Genomic DNA, 24,401 nt, shown 5'->3' with positions numbered 1-24,401 from the left:
GTTGGTGGCATCCGATTCTGCGAAGATAGTTGCCTTCGGTACCGGTGGGGGTGTGTGCAGGGCCGTGCAATGATGCACGCTGGTGCGCATCCTGACTGGGCGAGAGGGTTGCCGCCGCGGTGTCGCGCGGCCAGATCGTGATCTTGCTCAAGTTTGTGGAGCTGCCATGTTTGAACTCACCCTGCCCGACATGACCTGTGGTCACTGCGTGGCGAATGTCCAGCGCACCGTGCAGGCGCTCGATCCGCAGGCGCGCGTGGATGTGGACCTGAGCGCCCACCGCGTGAAGTTCGACACCAGCGCCAGCGAGGAGCAGGTGCGTCTGGCGCTGGAGGAAGAAGGCTACCCGGCCGCGACCTGACGCGGAAGCCTGACCGAAGAAGACCCAGAAGATCAAGAAGAGCGGCCCATCGGCCGCTTTTTCCATTTTCGGCCGAGTCGGAAACGGCGTTGGTCGACCAGGGCGGAATACCGCCCGATTCACGGCGCTTATCGCGCTCAAGTCTGGCAGGGGGCTCGGAAGAATGACGAGCCACCCCTCATCCCCCTGCCATGGCCGACAGCGCTCAAGACAAGCACCTGCCACCGACCGCGCGACGACTCCAGAAAGCGCGGGAGGAAGGCCAGGTTGCGCGCTCACGCGACCTGGGCCACTTCGCGGTGGTTGCGGCGGGCCTCGCGCTGTTGATGGCGGCAGCGCCGTCGCTGGCGCAGTGGCTGCGTGACCTGCTGGGCGCCGGCCTGCGCTTCGACGTGCGCACAGTGGCCACGCCCGCGGCGATGCTCGATCGGCTCGGCCAGCTCTTCATGCCGGCGCTGCTGCTGTCGCTGGGGCTGGGCAGCGCGATGGCGGTGGTGGCACTGGCCACGGCCATCCTGTCCGGCGGTTGGGTGTTCACGCTCAAGCCGGTGATGCCCAACTTCGGCAAGCTCAATCCGCTCGCCGGACTGGGCCGCATCGTCTCCAAGGCGCAGATTGGCGAGATGCTCAAGGCGGTGCTGCTGGCGCTGTTGCTGGGCAGCGTCGGGGCGGCCTACCTCTGGGCGCACCTGCAGGATTTCGCGCTGACGCAGTCGGTGGGGTTGCCGGCGGCCTTCGTGGCGGCGAGTGACCGCATCGTTTCCGGCCTGTGGCTGCTGGTGCTGGTGCTGGCGGCCTTTGCGCTGGTCGACGTGCCGCTGCAGCGCTTCCTGCACACCTCGCGCCTGAAGATGAGCGTGCAGGAGGTCAAGGAAGAGCACAAGCAGCAGGAGGGCAGCCCCGAGGTCAAGGGCCGCATCCGCCAGCGCATGCGTGAAGTGGCCCGCCGGCGCATGCTGGCCGCGGTGCCCGGCGCTGATCTGGTGGTGATGAACCCGACCCACTACGCCGTGGCGCTGAAGTACGACGACGGCCGCGACGGCGCCCCCCGCCTGGTGGCCAAGGGCGCCGACCTGCTGGCGCTGAAGATCCGCGACATCGCCCGCGAATCCAAGGTGCCCGTGCTGCAGGCGCCGCCGCTGGCGCGGGCGCTGTATGCCCACGGCGAGCTCGACCGCGAGATTCCCTATGCGCTGTACAGCGCGGTGGCGCAGGTGCTGGCGCATGTGTTCCAGCTGCGCGCCGCGTTGGCCGGGCGCGCGCCCTGGCCGGCCGACCTGCCCGTGATCCCGGTGCCACCCGAGCTTGACCCGCACAACCCGAAGGCACAGCCAGCGACGGCTGAACCGGCATGAACCCGCTGATCCAATCCTTCCAGCAGCAGCTGCAGGCCCGCCTGGGCCCGCATGCCGGGGCCGCCAAGGCGCTGGCCGCGCCGATCCTGATCCTCATGGTCCTGGCCATGATGGTGCTGCCGCTGCCGGCCTTCGCGCTCGACCTGTTCTTCACCTTCAACATCGCCACGGCGCTGATGGTGATGCTGGTGGCGTCCTACATGGTCCGGCCGCTGGACTTCGCCGCCTTCCCGACCGTGCTGCTGCTGACCACGCTGCTGCGCCTGTCGCTGAACGTGGCCTCCAGCCGCGTGGTGCTGATGGACGGCCACACCGGCCCGGGGGCCGCGGGCGCGGTGATCGAGGCCTTCGGCCACTTCCTGATCGGCGGCAACTTCGCCGTCGGCCTGATCGTCTTCGCCATCCTGGTGGTCATCAACTTCGTGGTGATCACCAAGGGCGCCGAGCGCATTGCCGAGGTCGGTGCGCGCTTCACCCTGGACGCGATGCCCGGCAAGCAGATGGCGATCGACGCCGACCTGAACGCCGGCCTGATCGACGAGAAGGAGGCCAAGCGCCGCCGCGCCGAGGTGGGCAACGAGGCGGAGTTCTTCGGCTCCATGGACGGTGCCAGCAAGTTCGTGCGCGGCGACGCCATTGCCGGCATCCTGATCCTGTTCATCAACATCGTTGGCGGCTTCATCATCGGCGTGGCCCAGCACGGCCTGGGGGCCAGCGAGGCGGCCAACTCCTACATCGTGCTGGCGGTGGGCGATGCGCTGGTGGCGCAGATCCCGGCGCTGCTGATCTCGGTGGCCGCGGCGCTGGTGGTCTCGCGCGTGGGCAAGGAGCAGGACGTCGGCACCCAGATCCTGGGCCAGATGTTCAAGTCGCCGCAGTCGGTGGGCATCGCCGCCACGCTGGTGGCCCTGCTGGGCATGGTGCCGGGCATGCCGCACTTCGTCTTCCTGCTGATCGCGGGTGGCCTGGCGGCGCTGGCGCGCTGGATGCACCGGCAGGCGCAGGCACCCAAGCCCGCCGAGCCGGCCGCCGACGCGCCCGATGCCCCCAACCCCAACGCCGAGGCCAGCTGGGACGACCTGCAGCCGGTGGACACGCTGGGCCTGGAGGTGGGCTACCGCCTGATTGCGCTGGTGGACAAGGACCGTGGCGGCGACCTGCTCAACCGCATCAAGGGCGTACGCAAGAAGTTTGCCCAGGAAGTCGGCTTCCTGCCGCCAGCGGTGCACATCCGCGACAACCTGGAACTCAAGCCCAGCATGTACCGCCTGACGCTGCGCGGTGCGGTGGTGGGCGAGGGTGAGGCCTTCCCGGGCATGCACCTGGCGATCAACCCCGGCCATGTGAAGACGCCGCTGCAGGGGCAGGCGACCACCGACCCGGCCTTCGGCCTGCCGGCGATCTGGATCGACGATAGACAAAAAGAAACAGCTCAAATGGCTGGATACACCGTGGTTGATTCCTCGACCGTCGTGGCCACCCATCTCTCACACTTGATGCAGACCCATGCAGCCCGCCTGCTGGGCCGCACCGAGACCCAGGCACTGGTCGAGCACGTGACCAAGCTGGCCCCCAAGTTGATCGAAGACGTGGTTCCCAAGATGGTTGGCATTCCCACCCTGCAGAAGGTCCTCCAGCTGTTGCTGGAAGAGGGCGTGCACATCCGCGACATGCGCTCGATCGTCGAGGCGCTGGCCGAGCACGCCGGCTCCGGCCTCAACGACCCGCAGGAGCTGTCGCGGCGCCTGCGCATCGCGCTGGCCCCGGCCATCGTGCAGCAGATCTACGGCAGCCAGCGCGAGCTGGATGTCATCGCCATCGCCCCCGAGCTGGAGCGCCTGCTCGGCCAGGCGCTGAACTCGGCCAACGGCGCGGTGCTCGACCCGGGCGTGGCGGATCACCTCAGCCGCGGCGCGGCCGATGCCGCGCGGCGCCAGGAGGACCTCGGCCTGCCAGCCTGCCTGCTGGTGCCCGATGCCATCCGCAGCCCGGTGGCGCGCCTGCTCAAGCGCGCCTCGCCGCGCCTGCGCGTGCTCGGCCACAGCGAGATCCCGGACACCCATTCGATCCGCATCGGGTCCCTCATCGGAGGCAACGCATGAAGTCAACCGCCCCATCCGCCGTGCGGAATCCCGCTGAGCCGACCCGCCAGGAGGCCCCATGAACGTCAAACGCTTCGTCGGTCGCAACTCGCGCGAGGCCATGCAGAAGGTGCGCCTGGCCTTCGGCGACAACGCCGTGGTGCTGTCCACCAAGCCCTGCAGCGACGGCATCGAGGTGCTGGCCATGCCCCCCGAGACGCTGGCGGCGATCGAGCGCTTTGGCGAACAGGCCCCGGCCGCTGCCGCCGCGGCCCGTGCCGAGCCGGCACCCGAGCGCCGCCCGTCGCGCCCTGCTGCCCCGTCCGAGGCGCCTGCGGCCCGGTCCGCATCGTCGGGGGAAGGTCGTTCCGGCTCCCTGCGTGCGCGGGTGGCCGAGCAGGAGGCCCGCAGCAGCCTGAAGCCGCCCCCCGATCCGATCCAGGAGGACGTGGGCACGCTGGCGATGAGCACGCTGTCCTTCCAGGACTATGTGCGCGAGCGCATGCTCAAGAAGCGCCAGGCCGAGTTGCGCGAGCAGGCCACGAAGCCGGTGCCCGTGTCGCCCCAGGCCATCGAGCAGCGCCTGGCCCAGCGTGAGGCGGTGTCGATGCCGAGCTACCCCGAGCTGATCGCGGCCGCCCAGGCCGATGGCCTCCCGCTGGACAGGCCCGCCCCCGCTGCGTCGCAGGCTGCCACGCCGGTGATGCATGAGGCCCTGCTGGGCAGCGGCCGCAGCTCGGCACGTTCTGCCGCCACGGCCCCTGCGCCCGCACCGCAGGCCCGCCAGGAGCCCCGTCAAGAGCTGCGCCACGAGCCGCGCCACGAGCCGCGCCCGGAGCCGCGCCGCGAACACCGCCAGGACAGCCGTCAAGACGGCCGCCACGAGAGCCACCATGCCGCGCCGCCCGACTATGGCGACACCGACTTTGCCCTGGCCGATGCGGCCGCGCCGCACGAGCCGGCCCCGCGGGCCCGGCCTGCCGCACGCAAGGTGCTGCCGCCCGTGCCACAGCCCGTGGAGGCCGCGCCGGACAGCCGCCAGCAGTCGGACATGATGAACGAGATCCGCGCGATGAAGGGCCTGATCGAGGAGCGCTTCGGTGCCCTGGCCTTCATGGAGCGGCTGCAGAAGAGCCCCAAGCAGGCCCAGCTGACCACCCGGTTGCTGGGCTGCGGCTTCTCGCCCGCGCTGATCCGCAAGCTGGTCGACAGCCTGGGTGACGAGGTCGTCGACGAGCTGGCCTGGGCCGGCGAGGTGCTGCAGCGCAACCTGCTCACCGGCGAGTCCGACGCGGCGCTGGAAGACCAGGGCGGCGTGTTCGCGCTGGTGGGCTCCACCGGCGTGGGCAAGACCACGTCCACGGCCAAGCTGGCGGCGGCCTTCGCGACCCGCCACGGCGCGGCCAACCTGGGCCTGATCACGCTGGATGCCTACCGGCTCGGTGCGCACGAGCAGCTGCGCGCCTACGGCCGCATCCTGGGCGTGCCGGTGCACACCGCGCATGACCGCGTGGCGCTGGAGGACCTGCTGGACCTGCTCTCGGCCAAGAAGATGGTGCTGATCGACACGGCCGGCCTGGCGCAGCGCGACACGCGCACGCGCGAGCTGCTGGAGATGCTCTCGCACGCCAGCATCCAGCGCCTGCTGGTGGTCAATGCCGCCCAGCAGGGCGAGACCATCGAGGACGTGCTGGTGGCCTACAAGGGGGCGCAGGCCAAGGGCATCGTGCTGTCCAAGCTCGACGAGGCCGTCAAGCTCGGCCCGGCGCTGGACGCGCTGATCCGCCACCGCCTCAAGGTGGTCGCGGTGGCCAATGGCCAGCGCGTGCCGGAGGACTGGCACCGCCTGACCGCCCAGGCCCTGATGCACCGTGCGCTGCGCACGGCCGGTGCCCAGGCCTGGCGCATGGATGCCAACGACGTGAACCTGCTGTTCTCGGCGCCGCCGTCGCCGGCGTCAGGCGCACGCCGCTCGCGTTCCGCGTCGCCCGCCCCCGGATCCGGCCAGTGATGCCGACACTCATCAGCGCCCAGGGAGCCTGAAGATGTCCTACCCGCCTCGCTTTCGTCGCACCATGCCGGCCGACCAGGCCGACGGACTGCGCCGTCTGTTCTCCACCCGCGCGGCCCGCTTCGTGCCGGTGGTTTCCAACCCCTTCATCGCCCACGGCGGCGTGCTGATCGAGCGCCTGTGCAGCGTGCTGGAGGAGATGGACCTCGATACCCTGCTGGTGGACGCCTCCGAGCGTGGCGGCCCGCCACGCGAGCTGGCCAGCTTCGACCTCTCCGAGGGGATCGAACCGCTGTCGCAGCGGGTGTCCTACCTCGCTGCGCGCGGCCTGCCGGTGCGCTGGGTGGACAGCCGGGGCTCGACCCGGGCCTTCCTCGATGCGGTGGTGGACGCCGCACCCTCCAGTCAGGTCGTGCTGGTGCTTGGCACCGCGGTGGACCTGGTGCGCCTGTTCGGTCGCGGTGACGAGGGCCTGTCGCGCCCGCGCCCGGTGGTGCTCTGCGACGAGCGGCCCGAGTCGATGAAGCATGCCTACGCCGCCATGAAGCTGTTCGCCCAGCGGGCCGACTGGCTGTCCCACGACCTGCTGATGTGCTCGCCGCCGGAATTCCCGCAAGGGGAGATGGTGGCTTCGCGCCTTGCTTATTGCGCCGATCATTTCCTGGGCGGGGTGCAACATGCCGCTGTGCAGGTTGATCCGGCTGAGCCGCCCACCGCCGCGCCCTCGCGGTCGCTGGTGCGCCTCGTCGAAGGCCTGCTGGAAAGTGCCGCGGCCTGCACCGCGAGCGACGACATGGTCTGCGGCAGCCAGCGTGCCGCCCTGCCTTCGCCGCGCCAGGCCTACCTCTGAATTTCCCCGGAGCCTCGGTATGTACACCGCCAAGGGTCGTCTCGACGCCAACGCCATGCTCAAGCAGTACAGCCCGCTGGTGCGGCGGCTGGCGCACCAGATGATCGCCAAGCTGCCGGCCAATGTGGAGCTGGATGACCTGATCCAGGTCGGCATGATCGGTCTGACCGATGCGCTGACCCGCTTCGACACCGGCCAGGGGGTGCAGTTCGAGACCTTCGCCACCCAGCGCATCCGCGGCGCGATGCTCGACGAGCTGCGCGGCGCCGACTGGATGAGCCGCGGCAACCGCAAGCACCAGCGCGACATCGAGGGGGCCGTGCACCGCCTGGAGCAGCGCCTGGGCCGCGCGCCCCACGAAAGCGAGATCGCCAAGGAAATGGGCATCACGCTGACCGACTACCAGGACCTGCTCAACAAGGTGCGCGGCACCCAGCTGATCTACCTGGAGGACATGGGCGGCGACGAGGGCGACAACGACTTCCTGGACCGCCACGTGGCCGAGGAGGGCGCCGACCCGCTGGCGCGCCTGAACGACTACCGCATGCGCGAGGCCCTGGTCGAGGCGATCAAGAACCTGCCCGAGCGCGAGCAGTTCGTGATGAGCATGTACTACGAGCAGGACATGAACCTCAAGGAAATCGCGGCGGTGCTGGGCGTGACCGAGTCGCGCGTGTGCCAGCTGCACAGCCAGTCGATTGCCCGGCTGCGCTCGAAGCTGCGCGCCTGGTGAGCCTGCAGCCGCGCAGGAGGTGACGGATCCCGCGGCAGGCTGCACCCAGACACAAGACAGCAAGACCACCAGACAACACGACAACAAGACGACGAGCCGATGGCGAGGCAGTGCCACTCCCGCAAGACCGTCACGATTTGGAGACCCCGATCATGCTGAGCCTGCTGCGCCCCCGCCGTCCCGCGCCCACCGCCGATGCACCGCTGGCCGCCGCGCCGGCGGTCGATGGTGGGGCCATCGTACGCAGACTCGCCGGCAAGGTGTCGACCATCGGTCGCGATGCCGCCGAGGCGCGCGGCGTGATCGAGGACACCCAGCGCGTGGTGGTCTCCCAGGTCGAGGCGATGCACGCGCTGACCGATCAGCTTGCGCAGGTGCAGACCGCGCAGGACGCCATCGGCCAGGCCACGAGTGCCAGCCTGGAGGCCGTGACCCGCGCCCGCGCCGTGGTGGCCGAGGTGGCCAGCGAGGTGGCCGGCATCGTGCATGTGCTGCACGAGGTGTCGGCCGCGGCCGGCGACATCACCCAGATCGCGCTGCAGACCCGCCTGGTGGCCTTCAATGCCTCGGTGGAGGCCAAGCGCGCTGGCGAGGCAGGCCGTGGCTTTGGCGTGGTGGCCGATGCGGTGAAGGACCTGGCCGGGCGTGTGGAGGTGTCCTCCAAGACCATCATGGGCACGCTGGCCCAGTTGGACCAGCGCATCGAGGCCTTCTCGCGCGAGATCCGCATCGACACCGGCCCGGCGGTCAGGTCGGGTGCCTCCCAGGGGTCCATCCACCGGGCCTTTGCCGATGTCGAGACCGACGTCCAGCGCATCAATGTCGCAGCCCAGGGCAGCCGCGACATCTGCCTGCGCGTGAGCGAGCGCACCGAAGGGCTCGGCCAGGACATGCAGGCCGCGATGATCGGGCTGGACACCGCGATGTCCTGCAGCGACCGCTTCCTGCGGGTGTCCGAGCAGCTCATCGACGAGCTGGCCGCCAGTGACGTGGCCACCGACGACACGCCCTACATCGAGGCCGTGCAGCGCGTGGCCGCCCAGGTGGGCGCGGCGCTGGAACAGGCGCTGGCACGTGGCGACATCTCGGCGGCCGATCTGTTCGACGAGGCCTACCGGCCGATCCCGAACACCCGCCCGGCGCAGCACCTGACCCGCTTCGCCCAGCTGACCGACCGGTTGCTGCCGCCGATCCAGGAAGCGATGCTGGCCTTCAGCCCCAAGGTCGCGTTCTGCATCGCCGCCGACCGCAACGGCTACATCGCCACGCACAACCGCAAGTACTGCCAGCCGCAGCGTGGTGACCTGGCCTGGGACACCGCCAACAGCCGCTACCGACGCATCTTCGACGACCGCACCGGGCTGGCGTCGGCGCGCAACCAGAGGCCCTTCCTGCTGCAGACCTACCGCCGCGACATGGGCGGTGGCAAGCATGTGCTGATGAAGGAAGCCGCCGCCCCGATCACCGTGGCCGGCCGCCACTGGGGCGGCATGCGGCTGGCCTACCAGTTCTGACCCGCGTCCTGGCGAACGCCAGGCGCAGGATCAGGTCCGGCTTCAGGCGCAGGTGCTGCCGCCGCAGCCGGAGATGGCCGCCTCGGGCTGGACCGGGCGGTCGATGCGGCCGCTGGCCGCGTCATAGCCCACCTCGCCCATGTGGAACACCAGGGCGGCATCCATCATCTGGGCATGCTGCTCGAACCACTGTGCCAACTCGGGCAGCAGGCGCGGGATCAGCTCCTCCTGGCCCTCTTCGACCACCCGGCGGCGCACCTCGCGCAGCAGATCGAGCACCTGCTTGTGCTGGTTGCTGTGGCAGTTCTCCGGTGTGAAACCGGTGGCGGCCATCCAGCGATCCTCCTGTGCAAAGTGCTCGACGGTGTGCTCCACCAACGCGTCATAGCGCGCCAGCACATCCGGCGCACCATCCAGCCGGGCCGCTTCCAGCTCGTTGAGCAGCACGACGAACTCCTGGTGCGTCTGGTCCATCTGCGGATGGTTGTTGGCGATTTGGTCGTTCCAGGCGAGGAGGGTCATGGCGCGTCGAGGCAAGGAAACACCGGCCCGCGGCCGGCGATATGGAACCGCGAGCCTAGCAAATCAGGGTCCATCCTGGCTTGCTCGGCATCAAGCTGGGCGGAGCGGGAACGCGGTTCGGCCAGGACCGGCTCAGGGGTAGAGGCCCCGCATTTCGCGCGCCATCAGGATGCGCTCGCAGGCCACGGCGAAGGCCGCGGTGCGCAGCGGGATGCGGTGCTGGTCGGCCATGTCCCAGATGCGACGCAGGGCCTCGACCATGATCTTGTCCAGCCGCACGTTGATCTCGTCCTCGGTCCAGAAGAAGCTGGAGAAGTCCTGCACCCACTCGAAGTAGGACACCGTGACACCGCCGGCATTGCAGATCACGTCGGGCACCACGAGGATGCCGCGCTCGGCCAGCACGTCGTCGGCGTCGGGCAGGGTCGGGCCGTTGGCGCCCTCCAGCACGAGGCGGGCGCGCAGCCGGTTGGCCCGCAGCACGTCGATCTGGCCTTCCAGGGCCGCGGGGATCAGGATGTCGCAGTCGATGCCCCAGAAATCCTCGTCGGCGATGCGCTCGCAGCCCGCGAAGCCGCCGACGCCGCCCTCCCGGCGCACCTGCGGCATCAGCTCGGCCATGTCCAGGCCGCCCGGGTTGGCGATGGTGCCGGTGTGGTCCTGCACGGCGACGATCTTCGCCCCCGCGCCGGCAAACAGCTCTGCCGCGGCCGAGCCGACGTTGCCGAAGCCCTGCACCGCGACGCGCGCGCCATCCAGGTTCAGCCCGGCGCGGCGGGCCGCCTCCCGCCCGGTGACGAACACGCCGCGGCCGGTGGCCTTGACCCGTCCGAGCGAGCCGCCCAGGTCGATGGGCTTGCCGGTCACCACGCCGCTCGCGGTGGCGCCAATGTTCATCGAGTAGGTGTCCATCATCCAGGCCATGACCTGGGCGTTGGTGTTGACGTCGGGCGCCGGGATGTCCTGCTGCGGGCCGATGATGATGCCGATCTCGCTGGTGTAGCGCCGCGTCAGGCGCTCCAGTTCCTTGAGGGAAAGCTGCTTCGGGTCGACGCGGATGCCACCCTTTGCGCCGCCGTAGGGCAGGTTGACGGCGGCGTTCTTGATCGTCATCCAACCGGCCAGGGCCATCACCTCGCCGAGCGTGACGTCCGGGTGGTAGCGCACTCCCCCCTTGCCGGGACCGCGGCTGAGGCTGTGCTGCACGCGGTAGCCCTCGAAGTGGCGCACCGTGCCGTCGTCCATCTCGATGGGCACATCGACGATCAGGCTGCGTTTGGGCCGGCGCAGCGATTCGGCCCAGCGTGCCAGCCGGCCCAGGTAGGGCTCGACGCGGTCGATCTGCGCCAGGTAGGTGCCCCAGGGCGAGTGGGGTTCCGACGACACATAGGACAGCGGCGTGCTGGCCGTGGTGCGAGTGGCCGTGGAGGAGGGCAGGGGGGGGTGGGGGGTGTTCATGCGGGCGGGCCTCGGTGGTGGGAGCGGACACACGTCGGTGCGCTCACCAGCCAGATCGACCCGTGCGCACACTGTGCAAGCGGCGCACTCTAGGGGCTTTGCGGCGGCCTGGGTCGCCCGCTTCATGCAGGCTTTGCATCGAATCTGCGCCCGCACCGCACCAGGTTGGTGCTGTGAGCAGTGATGCACGGCCCAGCCGGGCCGGGGGGCTCAGAAGGTGTGAACGAACGTTGGGTCTGAATCGTTAAGCGGGGCATGAGCGCAGCGACGACAAGACCGGAAGAAGAACAACAGGCCCAAACGGGGCTGTTCGGCGAAGGGGAGCTGCTCGAGGTGGCTGCGCAGCAGCCCAGGCAAGAGGCACCGCGCGCCGCGCGGGTGATGTCGGCACAGCGCGATCAGGTCGAATTGCGAGCGTGCGATCTGGATTCGGTACTGGCAGATGACCATGCGGCGCGCACCGTGTGGGCCTTCGTGCAGTCGCTGGACCTGGCGCCGCTGTATGCGCGCATCAAGTCGGTGGACGGGCGCGGGGGCGCGCCGGCCATCGATCCGGCGATCCTGGTGGCACTGTGGCTATGGGCCACCATCGACGGGGTGGGCTCGGCGCGCGAAGTCGACCGGCTGTGCGAGCGCGACGATGCCTACCGCTGGATCTGCGGCGGCGTGGGGGTGAACTACCACTCGCTGGCGGACTTTCGGACCCAGCACGAGGCGTGGCTGGATGCGCAGCTCACGCGCTCGATTGCCGCACTGCTCGATCGCCGGCTGGTCACGCTCAACGTGGTGGCGCAGGACGGACTGCGCGTGCGTGCCTCGGCCAAGGCGTCGAGCTTTCGTCGGCGCGACAAGCTCGCGCAACTGCATGCCCAGGCCCAGGCGCAGGTCCAGGCCCTCAAGCGCGAACTGGCCGAGGACGCCGGGGCCAGTTCGCGGCGCAAGCAGGCCGCCCAGGAACGCGCGGCACGTGAGCGCGAGCAGCGCCTGGCTGCCGCGCTGGCGACGATGGAGCGGATCAAGCCGGCGGCCGAGCCCAAGAAGGCCAAGCCCTCCAAACGACGCGGGCGCGACCACGACGGCGATCCTCCCGCGCCGCCCGCCCCCGAACCCAAGGTGCCGCCCGAGCCGCGCGTGAGCAGCACCGACGTCGATGCGCGCGTCATGAAGATGGCCGACGGGGGCTTCCGCCCGGCCTTCAACGCCCAACTGGCTGTCGATGCGGCAACGCAGCTCATTGCCGCCGTGGACTTGGTCAACAGCGGCTCGGACATGGGGCAGATGGACCCCCTGCATCAGGCCGTGCAGCAGCGCTACGGCCTCACGCCCGACCATTGGCTGGCCGATGGCGGCTACACCAAGCTGGCCGCCATTGATGCGCTCACCGAGCGCGGCACGCAGCCCGTGCTGCCCGCTGCGCGCAGCCGCAACCCCGATATCAATGCACTGGCGCCCAAGCCCTCGGATTCCCCGGCGCAAGCCCAGTGGCGCAGCCTCATGGCCAGCCACTGGGGCAAGGACCTGTACGTCTGGCGCGGTGCCAGCGTGGAGTGCGCCAACGCGCAGCTGCGACGGCGCGGCTTCACGCGCCTGAACGTGTGCGGCCTGGTCAAGGCGCGTGCGGTGCTGCTCTGGCACGCCCTGGCGCACAACCTGATGCGCATGCGAAGCCTGAATTTCGCCTTCATGGCCTGATCTGGCCGCCCAGCAGCACCTGCGCGGCGCGCCAGCCCTGGCTGCCGCGCGCACCCACACGCCCAGCGCGCGCTGCCCACCGCCGTCCGCGCCGCACCGCCCATCTCGCGAAGGCCACGTCTTGCCTGCGTCGGGCTTGCCTCTCTGTGGTTCGTTCACGGCTTCTCAGCGCAGCGCGCGAAGCTCCCGAAGTTCGCGCTTGGCCAGTACCGAGGGGCGCCGGCTCACGAGATCGGCCAAGTCTTCCGCGAAGGCCTCGCTGCGGCGCAGCAGATCCAGAACGTCTTCTGCCGGTGGGCTGCTCGACACGGGCTTGCTGGCGCCGGCGCGCAGGGACGGACGGCGGCGCAGGGCGGAGGCGAGGGTGTGTGCGATGCGTTTCATGTGGGGCTCCCGTGTGACTCGTGGGGGTCATTTCGACCACCACGGTCTCACTGTGAAGCCCAAATGTTTCAACTCTGCGACAGGCCGGGCCTGAATGTGACAAGAGTTGTCAGCGGCCGAACTCGTCCCCCAATTCGCGGGCCCGTTGGCAGGCGGCGTCGAGTGCCGCGATGAAGGCGGTGGCGACGCCGCTGGCCTCCAGCGAGCACAGTGCGGCGTAGGTGGTACCGCCCTTGCTTGTGACGCGTTCACGCAGGGTGGCCGGACTGTCCGGCGAGCGGCGGGCCAGTTCGGCCGCGCCGGTGAAGGTGGCCAGCGCCAGCTGCTTGCCCTGTTCGGCGCTGAGCCCCATGCGCTCGGCCGCGGCCACCATCGCTTCAACAAAATAAAACACATAGGCCGGGCCAGAGCCCGACAGCGCGGTCACCGCGTCGAGGTCGGCCTCGCGCTCCACCCACAGCACGCTGCCCGTCGGCGCCAGCAGCGCCTGGATGCGCTCGCGCTCGGCGGGGGTGACGTCCACCCGGGCGTACAGGCCGGTGATGCCCTGGCCGATCAGCGCGGGCGTATTGGGCATGGCGCGCACGACGCGCTCGCTGCCGGTGGCCCGGGCGATCGCATCGCTGCGGATGCCGGCCATCACCGACAGGTGCAGCGCGGCGCCGACATGGCCCGCGCAGGGCGCGGCGGCCTCGGCAAAGCTCTGCGGCTTGACCGCCCAGACGACGGTACCGGCGCGAGCCAGGCGCTCGTCGGCGGCCGGCAGGGCCTCGATGCCGAACTCGGCGCGCAGCTTGTCGCGCTGCACGTCCCAGGGCTCGATCACCAGCAGTTGGTCGGTGGGCGTGCCGCTGCGGATCAGCCCGCCGATGATGGCACTGGCCATGTTGCCACCACCGATGAAGGCCAGGAGGGAGGAAGAGGTGTTCATGGGGCTGCAGTGTAGGCAGGGCGTGCGGGGATCAGGCGCGTTCCCCGAAGATGGCGGTGCCCACCCGCACGAGGGTGGCACCTTCGAGCACGGCGGCCTCCAGGTCGGCGCTCATGCCCGTCGACAGGGTGTCGAGCGCCAGGCCTTGCTGGCGCAGGGCCTCCAGCAGCTCCCGCAGCGCGCGGTGGGGTTGGCGCTGCGCCGCTTCGTCGCCGGCAGGCTCGGGAATCGCCATCAGGCCGCGCAGGCGCAGACGGGGCAGGGCCGCCACCGCCTGCGCGAGCGCCGGCAATCCGGCGGGCGCGACACCGCTCTTGCTGCCCTCGCCGCTGACGTTGACCTGCAGGCAGACCTGCAGCGGCGCGGCCCAGGCGGGGCGCTGCTCGCTCAGGCGCTGGGCGATCTTCAGGCGATCGATGCTGTGCACCCAGTCAAAGGCCTCGGCCACCACCCGGGTCTTGTTGCTCTGCAGCGGGCCGATCAGGTGCCATTCCAGCTCCGGCCGCAGGTCAGCCAGCGCCTCGATCTTGGCCAGGCCCTCCTGCACGTAGTTCTCGCCGAAGGCGCTCTGCCCGGCGGCATGGGCCGCGCGCACCGCCGCGGCCGGTTGCGTCTTGCTCACGGCCAGCAGCGTGACGCTGTCGGCACTTCGCCCCGCCCGGGTGCAAGCGTTCGTAAGCCGTTGGTGCACAGCTTGAAGCCGATTTGTGATCGTCGTCATAATCGACGAGCTTAGAGCAATCCGTCCGCGGCGCGTCCGTGGCTAGCCCGCCTTGGCCGAAGGTGGGAAGATGCAGCTGCAAGTTTCTCCGCTTCACCGGTTCCCTGTTTCCCCGTTTCCACCTGATCAGCGGCCACCCCCCCGGGGGCCGCCCCCTTCCAGCATGGACATCACTCAGTTGCTCGCGTTCTCGGTGCGCAACAAGGCCTCTGACCTCCACCTCTCGGCCGGCCTGCCGCCCATGATCCGCGTGCACGGCGACGTGCGGCGCATCAACGTCGACCCGCTGGACCACAAGAAGGTCCGGGAGATGATCTACGACGTGATGAACGACGCCCAGCGCAAGGTCTACGAGGAGACGCTGGAATGCGATTTCTCCTTCGAGATCCAGGGCCTGTCGCGCTTTCGCGTCAACGCCTTCAATCAGCAGCGGGGCGCCGGCGCGGTGTTCCGCACCATCCCGAGCAAGATCCAGAGCCTGGAGGAGCTGCGCACGCCCAAGGTCTTCGCCGACCTGTCGCTCAAGCCGCGCGGGCTGCTGCTGGTGACCGGGCCGACCGGCTCGGGCAAATCCACCACGCTGGCGGCCATGGTGGATCACCGCAACGACAACGAGCATGGGCACATCCTGACGGTCGAAGACCCGATCGAGTTCGTGCACGAGTCGAAGAAGTGCCTGATCAACCAGCGCGAGGTGGGGCCGCAGACGCTGTCGTTCTCCAATGCGCTGCGTGCCGCGCTGCGCGAGGATCCGGACGCCATCCTGGTGGGCGAGTTGCGCGACCTGGAGACCATCCGCCTCGCACTCACCGCGGCGGAGACCGGCCACCTCGTCTTTGCCACGCTGCACACCTCGAGCGCGGCCAAGACCGTCGACCGGATGGTGGACGTCTTCCCCGCGGCCGAAAAGGAGATGGTGCGCGCGATGCTCTCGGAGTCGCTGGTGGCGGTGATCTCGCAGACGCTGTGCAAGAACCGCGACGGCACCGGACGGGTGGCGGCGCACGAGATCATGCTGGGCTCGGCGGCCATCCGCAACCTGATCCGCGAGAACAAGGTGGCCCAGATGTACTCGATCATCCAGACCGGGCAGGCCCAGGGCATGCAGACGCTGGACCAGAACCTGACCGAGCTGGTGCGCAAAGGGGTGATCACGCCCGCCGAGGCCCGCAGCAAGGCCCGCAGCCCCGAGAACTTCCCGGGCTGATGGCAGCGGATCGACAGGCCGTGAGCGGGACAGGGCGCTTGCTGCGTCCGGGTAAGTCCTTCAAAGGATGTGCAGATGGAACGCGATCAGGCTTCGAAATTCATCAATGACTTGCTGCGGCTGCTGGTGTCGCGTGCCGGGTCGGACCTGTTCCTGACCTGTGACTTCCCGCCGGCGATCAAGGTGGACGGCAAGGTGACCAAGGTGTCGCCGCAGCCGCTGACCGGCCAGCACACGCTGGCGTTGGCCCGCTCGGTGATGAACGACAAGCAGGCGGCCGAGTTCGAGCGCACCAAGGAGTGCAATTTCGCCATCTCGCCGTCCGCGGTGGGGCGCTTCCGGGTCAATGCCTTCATGCAGCAGGGGCAGGTGGGCATGGTGTTCCGCACCATCCCGCGCGAGCTGCCGACGATCGACAAGCTCGGCCTGCCGACGGTGCTCAAGGACGTGACCATGTCCAAGCGCGGGCTGGTCATCATGGTGGGCGCCACCGGCTCGGGCAAGAGCACCTCGCTGGCGGCGATGGTGGACTACCGCAACGAAACCGCCTACGACCACATCATCACCATCGAGGATCCGGTCGAGTTCGTGCACCCGCACAAGAACTGCATCATCACTCAGCGCGAGGTCGGCATCGACACCCTGAACTGGGAGTCCGCGCTGAAGAACACCCTGCGCCAGGCGCCCGACGTGATCCTGATGGGCGAGATCCGCGACCGCGAGACGATGGAGCACGCGGTGGCCTTCGCCGAGACCGGTCACCTGTGCATGGCCACCCTGCATGCCAACAGCGCCAACCAGGCGCTGGACCGCATCGTCAACTTCTTTCCCGAAGAACGGCGCGACCAGCTGCTGATGGACCTGTCGTTGAACCTGCGCGCCATGATCTCGCAGCGCCTGCTGCCGCGCGAGGAAGGCGCCGGGCGCATCGCCGCGGTGGAGGTGCTGCTGAACACGCCGCTGGTGTCCGAGCTGATCTTCAAGGGTGAGGTCTCTGCCATCAAGGAGATCATGAAGAAGAGCCGCGAGCACGGCATGCAGACCTTCGACCAGTCGCTGTTCGACCTCTACGAAGGCCACTACATCGGCTACGCCGATGCCCTGCGCAACGCCGATTCGGTCAACGACCTGCGCCTGCAGATCAAGCTGCACAGCCGGCGCGCCCGCAACACCGACTTCGGCGCCGGTACCGAGCACCTGGCGATCGTCTGACCCTCGTCCGACCCGGGCCGCCCGGCCGGGACGCGCCTTGGTGACAATGCGCGGTCTTTCTTCGGAGCGAGCAATGAACACCAAGGTCTACGAACCCATCCCGGCGCGCCGCGTCGCCTTCCTCGGTCTGGGCGTGATGGGGGGGCCGATGGCGGGCCATCTGGCGCGTGCCGGCCACCAAGTCACGGTCTACAACCGCACGGCGGCCAAGGCGGCGCAGTGGGTGGCGCAGTACGGCGGCCAAGCGGCGGCCACGCCGCGCGAGGCGGCCCAGGGCGCGGAGTTCGTCTTCGCCTGCGTGGGCAACGACGACGACCTTCGTTCGGTCACGTTGGGTGCTGACCTGGGTGGCGGCCAGCGGGCCGCCGATGGCGCCTTCGCCGGCATGGCCGAAGGCGCGGTCTTCATCGACCACACCACCGCCTCGGCCGAGGTGGCGCGCGACCTGCACGCCGCCGCGCGTGAGCGGGGGCTGCACTTCGTCGATGCGCCGGTCTCCGGCGGCCAGGCCGGTGCCGTCAATGGCGTGCTGACGGTGATGTGCGGCGGCGATGCCGAGCCCTTCGCGGCGATGCAGCCGGTGGCGATGGCGTTCTCGCGTGCGGTGACGCTGCTGGGTGCCAGCGGGGCGGGTCAGCTGGCCAAGATGGTCAATCAGATCTGCATCGCCGGGCTGGTGCAGGGGCTATCGGAGGCCATCGCCTTCGGCCAGAAGGCCGGCCTGGACATGAAGCAGGTGCTGGACGTGATCGGCAAGGGCGCGGCGCAGAGCTGGCAGCTCGACAACCGCGGCCGGACGATGGTGGACGACCAGTTCAACTTCGGTTTCGCGGTCGACTGGATGCGCAAGGACCTGGGCCTGGTGATGGACGAGGCGCGCCGCAACGGTGCACGCCTGCCAGTCACCGCCCTGGTGGACCAGTTCTACGCCGATGTGCAGGCCGAGGGCGGCGGGCGCTGGGACACCTCCAGCCTCATCCGCCGCTTGCGGTGATCAACGTCCCTTGATGGCCGCGAGCTGCTCGGGCGTGATGATGTCGAGCACGCGCACCACCTTCTTCACGCCGGGCACGGTGCGCGCCACCTCGACGGCGATGCCGGCCTCTTCCTCGGTCACCTTGCCCATCAGGTAGACCACGCCCCGGTTGGTGACGACGCTGAAGGCGTTGGACTCCATGCCGCGGGTGTCGACGAACTTGGCCTTGACCTTGCTGGCCAGCATCAGGTCGCTGGACTGTTCGCCGCTGGTGCGCGGCCAGTCCACCACCAGCTCGTTGATGACCTTGACGTTGTCCAGCTTCGCCACGGCGGCTTCCACAGCGGCCCGGTCCTCTTCCTTGTGCACCTCGCCGGTGAGCAGGATCAGGCGGCTGTAGCTGTTGACGTTCACGCGCACGCGCTCGCCAACCGCCTCGCGGATGCGGTTGCCGGCCTTGACCTCCAGCGCCTGGTCGTCGAACTGGACGCCGGAGCTGCGCCGGTCCGTGACCACCAGCGCGCTGCCCAGTGCCGCGCCGCCGACGATCAACGGGGCGCAACCCGACAGTGCGGTGGCGCCAGCCACCAGGCCGAGCGCCAGGGCAAGCGCGCGCAGGGGGGCCGGGGTGGCAGGGGTGGCGGGGCGGGCGGTGGTGGGGGTGTTCGGCTGCGACATCTTCAGTGGTCTCCAAGCAATTGCAGATCGACGGTGTCGCACAGGCAGTGGATCACCAGCAGTTGGGCTTCGAGTACGCGCGCGGCCCGTTGGTTCGGCACGGCGATGCAGACATCGGTGTCCGTCAGCACGCCGGCCAGGTCGCCACCGGCTTCACCGGTGAGGGCGATCACGGCCATCTCCTTGTCATGCGCCACCTCGATGGCGGCAAGCACGTCCGGTGCGGAGTCGCCGGTGCTGATGGCCAGCAGCAGGTCGCCCGGGTGCCCCAGCGCCTGCACCTGGCGGGCCAGCATCTGCTCGCCCTGGCCGCTGCGTGCCAGCGCGTTCAACAGCGCTGCATCGGCGCCCAGCGCCACCGCGGCCAGCGAGGGCCGCTCGCGCTCGAACTGCCCAACCAGCTGCGCCGCCGCATGCTGGGCCAGCAGGACCGCGCCGCCGCTGCCGCAGGCCAGCACCTTGCCGCCCGAGGTGATGCAGCCCAGCAGGGCGTGGGCCGCATCGTGGATGGGCCGGCTGAGGACGTCCACCGCCGCGTACTTGAGGTCGGCGCTGTCGAAAAAATGCTGTTGAATGCGTTGTTCAAGCATGGGTCGATGATATTCGAGCCCCCTGGGTGTCCTGTTTCAGAGCCGTTTCTGCCAGATCCCGCGGCTTGCGGCGCGGGCCGCGGCGCGAGGGGGCGGGGTTCAGGCCGCGTCGAAGGCCGCTGGCAGCCACGCCAGCTCGTCGCCGTCGATGGCCACCACGTCGAAGCGGCAGGGCGGTAGCGGCCCGCGCCAGCGGGCGAGGTAGTGCTGCGCGGCGTAGACGATGCGCCGACGTTTGGCGGCGCCGATGCTGGCTGCGGCGCCACCCTGGCTGCGGCTGGCGCGCGCTCGCACCTCGACGAAGACCAGCGTGCCGTCGCCTGCGCGCATGATCAGGTCCACCTCGCCGCCGCGGGCGGACGGGCCGGCGGCCACTCGATAATTGCGCGTCAGCAGTCGCAGGCCCTGTGAGAGCAGGTGGGCCAGCGCCCGGGCCTCGCCGGCCTGGCCGGTTCGCATCCGCTGGGCCGCGGGGTCGTTGCCTGTCCCGTCCCGCTCGTTCCCCTTGTTCCCCTTGCCTTCGACCAAGCCCGTGAGTCTGGATACCACCGCCACCTCCCTCGTCCTGCAGCAAGCCGCCGCCCAGGTGGCCGGTGCGCAGCACCTGCCCCCGGGCACACTGTATGTGGTCGCCACGCCGATCGGCAACCTCGCCGACCTGACCCTGCGCGCGGTCCACGTGCTCGGCCAGGTCGATGCGGTGGCCTGCGAGGACACCCGCCTGAGCGGCACACTGCTGCAGCGCCTGGGCCTGCACCGGCCGCTGCTGGCGCTGCACGAGCACAACGAGGAGGCTGCCGCCGCCCAGGTGGTGCTGCGCCTGCAGCGTGGCGAGCGCATCGCTTACATCAGCGACGCCGGCACGCCCGCGGTGTCCGACCCCGGCGCCCGCCTGGTGGCCGCGGTGCAGGCCGCCGGCCTGCGTGCGGTGCCGGTGCCCGGTGCCAGCAGCGTGGTCACCGCACTGAGCGTGGCCGGCGATGCCCGCGCGGCGGGCTTCCGCTTCGAGGGTTTCCTGCCCCCGCAGGCCGCGGCGCGGCTGGCCCGGTTGGCCGAGCTGGCCGACGAGCGCGCCAGCGTGGTGCTGTTCGAGGCGCCCCACCGCATCGAGGCGCTGGCCGCCGCGCTGGCCGAGGCCCTGCCCGGGCGGCGCCTGACGGTCTGCCGCGAGTTGACGAAGCAGTTCGAGCAGGTGCAACCGCTGGACTGCGACGCGCTGCCCGGCTGGCTGGCGGCCGATGCCGACCACCGCCGCGGCGAGTTCGTGCTGGTGCTGCACGGGCGCAGCGCCGCCCAGGCCGACGAGGCCACCGGCGATGCCGCCACGGTGGGCGCGCGCCGGCTGCTGCACACGCTGCTGGCCGAGTTGCCGCTGAAGCAGGCGGTGGCGCTCACGGCCCAGGCCACCGGGCTGGCGCGCAACGCCCTGTACGAGCAGGCGCTGGCCTGGCGCGATGCCCAGGCGGGCGGTTCCGGCGAGCCGGGCGACCCTGTGCCGACGGCGCCCGCTGCGGCAGCGCCGCCAGCCGACTGGCCGGCCGACCCGCGGCGCGTTGCCGCCGCTGCCAAACCGGCTCGACGTCGGGGGCGCTGAACGCTTCACATCGGCGTCTGTGCGCCGACCCACGGGGGGTGGCTTGCCAAAGCGCGCCGGGCCCGCCATGCTTGGCGGCTGGATCCGGCCCGATCGACCGGGCGGGATTCGCCACTTTAAGTCTTCCCGGGGGACCTGCATGGCGATGTACGCGGCCTGCGACGGCGCACCCGACCGGCGAGATGCGGGGCGGCGGCTGAATCGCTGCGGCCCACCTCGGCCCCGGCCTTGGCTCGGCGTGGCTGGGTACGTTCCGTTCGCCGCCTTCGGCGCCTTGGCTGCCTGCGTCACCTTTGGCGCCTCGGGCGCCGAGGCGCCTGCGCTGCCGGTGGCTGCGGCCCAGCCCGCCACCGTCGTGCGCTTTGCTCCGGAGGCAGATTACGGCCCTTTCGTCTTTCGTGCCGAGGACGGCAGCATCCAGGGCCTGTCGATGGACCTGCTGCGGCGGCTCGCGCCTGCCACCGGCTGGCAGCTGGAGGTCCTGCCGGCGCGGCCGCTGGCCGAGCAGCTCGCGGCCGCCCAGCGTGGCGAGGTGGACCTGCTCTCCTCCCTACGACCGACCACGGAGCGGGCGGCCTACCTGGGCTTCACCTCGCCCTACCTGGTGGTGCCGGCGGTGCTGGTGCGCCGCGCCGGGCCGGGCAGCGATGACCTGTCGGCCTACACCGGCCAGCCGGTGGCGGTCGGTGCCGGCTACGCAGTGCAGGCCCATGTGCAGGCAGCGCACCCCCGCGTGCGCTGGCTCGCGGTGCCTGACGATGCCCGCGCGCTGAGGCTGCTGAGCGAGGGCCAGGTCGCCGGCGCGGTGATGGACGTGGCCAGTGCGCGCTTCCTGATGCGCCGGCTCGGACTGCCGGGGCTGCAGCTGGGGCCGCCAGTGGGCTTTGACTACCCGCTGAGCTTCGCCTGGCGGCGTGACCGGCCGGAGCTGGGCGCCACGTTGGAGCGTGCCCTGGCGGAGCTGCCGCTGGCCGAGCGCGATGCCCTGGTCGAGCGCTGGATGGCCGGCGGGCTGGCGGAGGCGCCCGATTCCCATCGGCAGCGCCTGGCCCGTGCCGGGGTCGTGGCCGTGTTGTTGGGGGCGGGCCTGTGGTCGTGGCTGCATTGGCGGCGCAGGCGACGCGCTCGCCCGGAGCTGCCGCGATGAGCCGCGTGCTGCCCTCGCCAGGGGATCCCGACCAGGCGCCAGCCACGGGGCAGGGAGGGAGACTGCACAGGGGCGTGCTCGAACCTGGGGCGCTGCCGCCACAGGTCCAATCCCGGTTCCAGCGTGGCGTGGTGCTGGAGGCGCGTGCCCTCGCCTGGCTGGCGCGCGCGCCGCTGCCGGCGCTGCTGCTGCAGTTCCTGGGCACCCTGGGGTTGGCCTGGCTGGCGCTGGAGCTGTCGCGTGCGCCCGGGCACATCGCGATGATGTGGTTCCCCAATGCCTGGGGCACCTGCTGGCTGCTGTTTGCCCCGCGGCGCTACTGGCCGGCCCTGCTGGTGCTGCAGGGCGCCGCGATCGGCCTGGCCAACGTCGGGCACGGTGATGGCTGGCTGGCCGCCTTTGCCTTCGTGCCGGCGAACGTGGCTGAATCGTGGGTGGCGGCCTGGGGGCTGTCGGCCAGCGGTGCCTACCGGCACATCGAGGCGGGCCCGCGGCGCTGCGGCCTGGTGCTGCTGCAGGGCGGGGTGCTGCCCGCGCTGGTCGGGGCGGTGCTGGGTTCGGCGGTGCTCTCGCTGCGGGGGCAGGGTGACTGGCTGGCCATCGGGCCGACCTGGTTCACCAGTTCGCTGCTGGGCAGCGTGTCGTTGCTGCCGCTCGGCCTGGCGCTGCTGGCGTCCACGGGCAGCGAGCTGCGCCGCCGGCTGCTGTCCTGGGAGCTGCTGCCGCTGGCGCTGCTCTCGGTGGGCACGGCGCTGGTGGCGCTGACGCAACTGCCCTTTCCCTTCGTCTACCTGGTGCTGCCGCTGGTGCTGGCGGCGCTGGCGCTGGACTTCGTCGCGGTGGCCGCGCTGGTGCTGCTGCTGTCCATGGCCGTGGGTGTGATGGTGGCCTTTGCGCTGCTGCCGCTGCCGGCCTGGACGGCGCAGTGGCAGGCAGTGCAGCTCTACCTGCCGCTGCTGGCCGCGCTGGTACCGCCGCTGCTGCTTTCGGCCGCCGTGGCCGAATCGCGTCGCCACAACGAGGTGCTCGACCGCAGCCGCAACCGCCTGCGCTCGCTCTACGAGGGCACCCCAGCGATGATGATGTCCTGCGAGCCCGATGGCCGCGTGCTGGGCGTCAGCGAGCTCTGGCTGGAGCGCCTGGACTGGCGGCGCGAGGAAGTGATCGGCCGGCGGGCCACGGATTTTTTCGATGAGCCCTCGCGCCAGCGGGCGATGCAGGTCCACTGGCCCGCCCTGCTGGCCAGCGGCGCCTGCCGCGACATCGAGTACGGGCTGTTGACCCGCGACGGGCGCCGGCTGGACGTGCTCTTCGCCGCCACCTGCGAGCGCGACGACGACGGCCAGGTGGTGCGCCTCCATGCGGTGCTGGAAGACGTGACGCGCAAGCGCCTGGCCGAGCAGCTGGCCCGCGAGCACGAGCGCAGCCGCGTCACGCTGGAGAGCGTGGCCGACGCGGTCATCACCACCGACGCCAGCGGGCGCATCGAGTACCTCAACCCGGTGGCCACGGTGATGACCGGCTGGCCGCCGGAGCTGGTGCGCGGCACGCTCTACGGCGAGGTGATGCTGCGCCGCGACGTCGACAGCGGCGCCGAGCTGCCCGACCCCGTGGCGCTGTGCCTGCACCTGCGCGATCGGCCGGCGCTGCCCCACACCGTGATGCTGCGCGACCGCCATGGCGGCGAGCACCCGATCCACGAATCGGTGGCGCCGATGATCGATGCCGCGGGCGGGCTGATCGGCGCGGTGGCCACCTTCCAGGACGTCTCCCAGGCCCACGCGCTGGCGGTGCAGCTGGCCCACCAGGCCCAGCACGACGGCCTCACCGGCCTGCCCAACCGCCTGCTGCTGCGCGACCGCCTGCAGCAGTGCCTGCAGATGGCGCGGCGCAACGGCCACCTCTTTGCGCTGCTGTTCATGGACCTGGACCACTTCAAGCAGGTCAACGACCGGCTCGGCCACGCCTGCGGCGACGAGCTGCTGCGCCAGGTGGCACAGCGCATCACCAGCACGCTGCGCGCCAGCGACACCGCCTGCCGCCTGGGGGGAGACGAGTTCGTCGTGCTGTTGCCGCAGATCGATCGCATCGACGACGCGGGTGGGGCTGCCCGTCACGTGCTGCGCGAGGTGGTGCGCCCCTACGAGATCGGCGGCCAGTGGCTGAGTGCCAGCTTCAGCATCGGCGTCGCCGTCTACCCGCACGATGGCGATGACGACGAGGCGCTGATGCGCCACGCCGATGCGGCGATGTACCGGGCCAAGCAGGGGGGGCGCAACCAGTACCGCTTCCACGGCGGGGCCAGCGCGGCCATGGGGGCAGTCGACGAAGGCGAGGCGCCGGCCTGACCGTGCGGGGGGTGAGCGGCACGGCGTGAGCGGCGG

22 protein-coding genes are annotated in these 24,401 nt (G+C 70.5%); 14 read left to right on the top strand and 8 right to left on the bottom strand.

Annotation, left to right across the window (positions count from 1 at the left end; genetic code table 11):
* Positions 1-166 precede the first annotated feature (166 nt).
* The 7 genes from NGK70_RS19750 to NGK70_RS19720 all read left to right on the top strand — a co-directional run bounded on the left by NGK70_RS19750 (position 167) and on the right by NGK70_RS19720 (position 8,905).
* Complete coding sequence (locus NGK70_RS19750; RefSeq protein WP_251970187.1) at positions 167-361, top strand: heavy-metal-associated domain-containing protein; 195 nt, start codon at positions 167-169, stop codon at positions 359-361.
* Between the two features lie 191 nt (positions 362-552).
* A complete protein-coding gene (flhB, locus tag NGK70_RS19745) occupies positions 553-1,716 on the top strand; it encodes a flagellar biosynthesis protein FlhB (protein ID WP_251970186.1) in 1,164 nt (387 codons plus the stop codon).
* Complete coding sequence (flhA, locus tag NGK70_RS19740; RefSeq protein ID WP_251970185.1) at positions 1,713-3,818, top strand: flagellar biosynthesis protein FlhA; 2,106 nt, start codon at positions 1,713-1,715, stop codon at positions 3,816-3,818. Before flhB ends, flhA begins: the two co-directional genes overlap by 4 nt.
* Positions 3,819-3,876: 58 nt before the next feature.
* The gene (gene flhF / locus NGK70_RS19735) at positions 3,877-5,808 is read left to right on the top strand and encodes a flagellar biosynthesis GTPase FlhF (RefSeq protein ID WP_251970184.1); all 1,932 of its coding nucleotides are present in this window, start codon (positions 3,877-3,879) and stop codon (positions 5,806-5,808) included.
* Positions 5,809-5,842: 34 nt separating this feature from the next.
* Complete coding sequence (locus tag NGK70_RS19730) at positions 5,843-6,658, top strand: flagellar biosynthesis protein (protein ID WP_251970183.1); 816 nt, start codon at positions 5,843-5,845, stop codon at positions 6,656-6,658.
* Positions 6,659-6,677: 19 nt separating this feature from the next.
* On the top strand, positions 6,678-7,391 hold the full coding sequence (locus tag NGK70_RS19725; protein ID WP_251970182.1) for an RNA polymerase sigma factor FliA: 714 nt from the start codon (positions 6,678-6,680) through the stop codon (positions 7,389-7,391).
* A gap of 152 nt (positions 7,392-7,543) precedes the next feature.
* Positions 7,544-8,905 carry a methyl-accepting chemotaxis protein gene (locus tag NGK70_RS19720; protein WP_251970181.1) on the top strand — a complete coding sequence of 454 codons (1,362 nt, stop codon included), beginning with the start codon at positions 7,544-7,546 and terminating at the stop codon, positions 8,903-8,905.
* Between the two features lie 42 nt (positions 8,906-8,947).
* Here NGK70_RS19720 and NGK70_RS19715 read toward each other — a convergent pair whose 3' ends face one another.
* Both NGK70_RS19715 and NGK70_RS19710 read right to left on the bottom strand, forming a co-directional pair.
* On the bottom strand, positions 8,948-9,427 hold the full coding sequence (locus tag NGK70_RS19715; RefSeq protein ID WP_251970180.1) for a hemerythrin domain-containing protein: 480 nt from the start codon (positions 9,425-9,427) through the stop codon (positions 8,948-8,950).
* A gap of 132 nt (positions 9,428-9,559) precedes the next feature.
* Positions 9,560-10,885 carry a Glu/Leu/Phe/Val family dehydrogenase gene (locus tag NGK70_RS19710; RefSeq protein ID WP_251970179.1) on the bottom strand — a complete coding sequence of 442 codons (1,326 nt, stop codon included), beginning with the start codon at positions 10,883-10,885 and terminating at the stop codon, positions 9,560-9,562.
* A 378-nt stretch (positions 10,886-11,263) separates the two neighbouring features.
* Between NGK70_RS19710 and NGK70_RS19705 the strand changes: the two genes are divergently transcribed.
* A complete protein-coding gene (locus NGK70_RS19705) occupies positions 11,264-12,577 on the top strand; it encodes an IS1182 family transposase (protein ID WP_251973838.1) in 1,314 nt (437 codons plus the stop codon).
* Between the two features lie 165 nt (positions 12,578-12,742).
* Here the strand turns inward: NGK70_RS19705 and NGK70_RS19700 are convergent, their stop codons facing one another.
* The 3 genes from NGK70_RS19700 to NGK70_RS19690 form a co-directional block, all read right to left on the bottom strand.
* On the bottom strand, positions 12,743-12,961 hold the full coding sequence (locus NGK70_RS19700; protein WP_251970178.1) for a hypothetical protein: 219 nt from the start codon (positions 12,959-12,961) through the stop codon (positions 12,743-12,745).
* 109 nt (positions 12,962-13,070) lie between these two features.
* Positions 13,071-13,892: a pyrroline-5-carboxylate reductase gene (proC, locus tag NGK70_RS19695; protein WP_251970177.1), complete on the bottom strand. Its 822-nt coding sequence runs from the start codon at positions 13,890-13,892 to the stop codon at positions 13,071-13,073.
* Between the two features lie 31 nt (positions 13,893-13,923).
* The gene (locus NGK70_RS19690) at positions 13,924-14,613 is read right to left on the bottom strand and encodes a YggS family pyridoxal phosphate-dependent enzyme (protein ID WP_251970176.1); all 690 of its coding nucleotides are present in this window, start codon (positions 14,611-14,613) and stop codon (positions 13,924-13,926) included.
* Between the two features lie 163 nt (positions 14,614-14,776).
* On the opposite strand from NGK70_RS19690, the gene NGK70_RS19685 reads away from it, so the two are divergent.
* The 3 genes from NGK70_RS19685 to NGK70_RS19675 all read left to right on the top strand — a co-directional run bounded on the left by NGK70_RS19685 (position 14,777) and on the right by NGK70_RS19675 (position 18,026).
* Complete coding sequence (locus NGK70_RS19685) at positions 14,777-15,820, top strand: type IV pilus twitching motility protein PilT (RefSeq protein ID WP_251970175.1); 1,044 nt, start codon at positions 14,777-14,779, stop codon at positions 15,818-15,820.
* A gap of 75 nt (positions 15,821-15,895) precedes the next feature.
* Positions 15,896-17,032 (top strand): PilT/PilU family type 4a pilus ATPase, encoded by a 1,137-nt coding sequence (locus NGK70_RS19680; protein ID WP_251970174.1) that lies wholly within the window; start codon positions 15,896-15,898, stop codon positions 17,030-17,032.
* Positions 17,033-17,105: 73 nt separating this feature from the next.
* Complete coding sequence (locus NGK70_RS19675; protein ID WP_251970173.1) at positions 17,106-18,026, top strand: NAD(P)-dependent oxidoreductase; 921 nt, start codon at positions 17,106-17,108, stop codon at positions 18,024-18,026.
* On the opposite strand, the gene NGK70_RS19670 is transcribed toward NGK70_RS19675, so the two are convergent.
* From NGK70_RS19670 to NGK70_RS19660, 3 genes are all read right to left on the bottom strand, one after another.
* Positions 18,027-18,686, bottom strand: coding sequence for a BON domain-containing protein (locus NGK70_RS19670; protein WP_251970172.1), 660 nt, complete (start codon positions 18,684-18,686; stop codon positions 18,027-18,029).
* A gap of 2 nt (positions 18,687-18,688) precedes the next feature.
* Complete coding sequence (locus NGK70_RS19665; protein ID WP_251970171.1) at positions 18,689-19,276, bottom strand: SIS domain-containing protein; 588 nt, start codon at positions 19,274-19,276, stop codon at positions 18,689-18,691.
* Between the two features lie 99 nt (positions 19,277-19,375).
* Entirely contained in the window at positions 19,376-19,735 is a 360-nt protein-coding gene (locus NGK70_RS19660) for a YraN family protein (RefSeq protein WP_251970170.1), read from the bottom strand.
* Between the two features lie 73 nt (positions 19,736-19,808).
* On the opposite strand from NGK70_RS19660, the gene rsmI reads away from it, so the two are divergent.
* The 3 genes from rsmI to NGK70_RS19645 all read left to right on the top strand — a co-directional run bounded on the left by rsmI (position 19,809) and on the right by NGK70_RS19645 (position 24,365).
* Positions 19,809-20,870, top strand: a complete 1,062-nt coding sequence (rsmI, locus tag NGK70_RS19655; RefSeq protein WP_428985536.1) for a 16S rRNA (cytidine(1402)-2'-O)-methyltransferase — start codon at positions 19,809-19,811, stop codon at positions 20,868-20,870.
* Between the two features lie 238 nt (positions 20,871-21,108).
* A complete protein-coding gene (locus tag NGK70_RS19650; protein ID WP_251970169.1) occupies positions 21,109-22,017 on the top strand; it encodes a transporter substrate-binding domain-containing protein in 909 nt (302 codons plus the stop codon).
* Between the two features lie 74 nt (positions 22,018-22,091).
* Positions 22,092-24,365 (top strand): diguanylate cyclase domain-containing protein, encoded by a 2,274-nt coding sequence (locus tag NGK70_RS19645; RefSeq protein WP_251970168.1) that lies wholly within the window; start codon positions 22,092-22,094, stop codon positions 24,363-24,365.
* Positions 24,366-24,401: the final 36 nt, after the last annotated feature.

It is taken from the genome of Sphaerotilus microaerophilus (assembly GCF_023734135.1).
GTDB classification, from domain to species: domain Bacteria; phylum Pseudomonadota; class Gammaproteobacteria; order Burkholderiales; family Burkholderiaceae_C; genus Sphaerotilus; species Sphaerotilus microaerophilus.
This window is presented reverse-complemented; position numbering and strand designations above follow the sequence as displayed.

Bases quoted from the DNA above. Each gene is read 5' to 3' on its own strand.
- NGK70_RS19750 (WP_251970187.1), top strand. From the start codon at position 167: ATGTTTGAACTCACCCTGCCCGACATGACCTGTGGTCACTGCGTGGCG.
- flhB (WP_251970186.1), top strand. From the start codon at position 553: ATGGCCGACAGCGCTCAAGACAAGCACCTGCCACCGACCGCGCGACGA.
- flhA (WP_251970185.1), top strand. From the start codon at position 1,713: ATGAACCCGCTGATCCAATCCTTCCAGCAGCAGCTGCAGGCCCGCCTG.
- flhF (WP_251970184.1), top strand. From the start codon at position 3,877: ATGAACGTCAAACGCTTCGTCGGTCGCAACTCGCGCGAGGCCATGCAG.
- NGK70_RS19730 (WP_251970183.1), top strand. From the start codon at position 5,843: ATGTCCTACCCGCCTCGCTTTCGTCGCACCATGCCGGCCGACCAGGCC.
- NGK70_RS19725 (WP_251970182.1), top strand. From the start codon at position 6,678: ATGTACACCGCCAAGGGTCGTCTCGACGCCAACGCCATGCTCAAGCAG.
- NGK70_RS19720 (WP_251970181.1), top strand. From the start codon at position 7,544: ATGCTGAGCCTGCTGCGCCCCCGCCGTCCCGCGCCCACCGCCGATGCA.
- NGK70_RS19715 (WP_251970180.1), bottom strand. From the start codon at position 9,427: ATGACCCTCCTCGCCTGGAACGACCAAATCGCCAACAACCATCCGCAG.
- NGK70_RS19710 (WP_251970179.1), bottom strand. From the start codon at position 10,885: ATGAACACCCCCCACCCCCCCCTGCCCTCCTCCACGGCCACTCGCACC.
- NGK70_RS19700 (WP_251970178.1), bottom strand. From the start codon at position 12,961: ATGAAACGCATCGCACACACCCTCGCCTCCGCCCTGCGCCGCCGTCCG.
- proC (WP_251970177.1), bottom strand. From the start codon at position 13,892: ATGAACACCTCTTCCTCCCTCCTGGCCTTCATCGGTGGTGGCAACATG.
- NGK70_RS19690 (WP_251970176.1), bottom strand. From the start codon at position 14,613: ATGACGACGATCACAAATCGGCTTCAAGCTGTGCACCAACGGCTTACG.
- NGK70_RS19685 (WP_251970175.1), top strand. From the start codon at position 14,777: ATGGACATCACTCAGTTGCTCGCGTTCTCGGTGCGCAACAAGGCCTCT.
- NGK70_RS19680 (WP_251970174.1), top strand. From the start codon at position 15,896: ATGGAACGCGATCAGGCTTCGAAATTCATCAATGACTTGCTGCGGCTG.
- NGK70_RS19675 (WP_251970173.1), top strand. From the start codon at position 17,106: ATGAACACCAAGGTCTACGAACCCATCCCGGCGCGCCGCGTCGCCTTC.
- NGK70_RS19670 (WP_251970172.1), bottom strand. From the start codon at position 18,686: ATGTCGCAGCCGAACACCCCCACCACCGCCCGCCCCGCCACCCCTGCC.
- NGK70_RS19665 (WP_251970171.1), bottom strand. From the start codon at position 19,276: ATGCTTGAACAACGCATTCAACAGCATTTTTTCGACAGCGCCGACCTC.
- NGK70_RS19660 (WP_251970170.1), bottom strand. From the start codon at position 19,735: ATGCGAACCGGCCAGGCCGGCGAGGCCCGGGCGCTGGCCCACCTGCTC.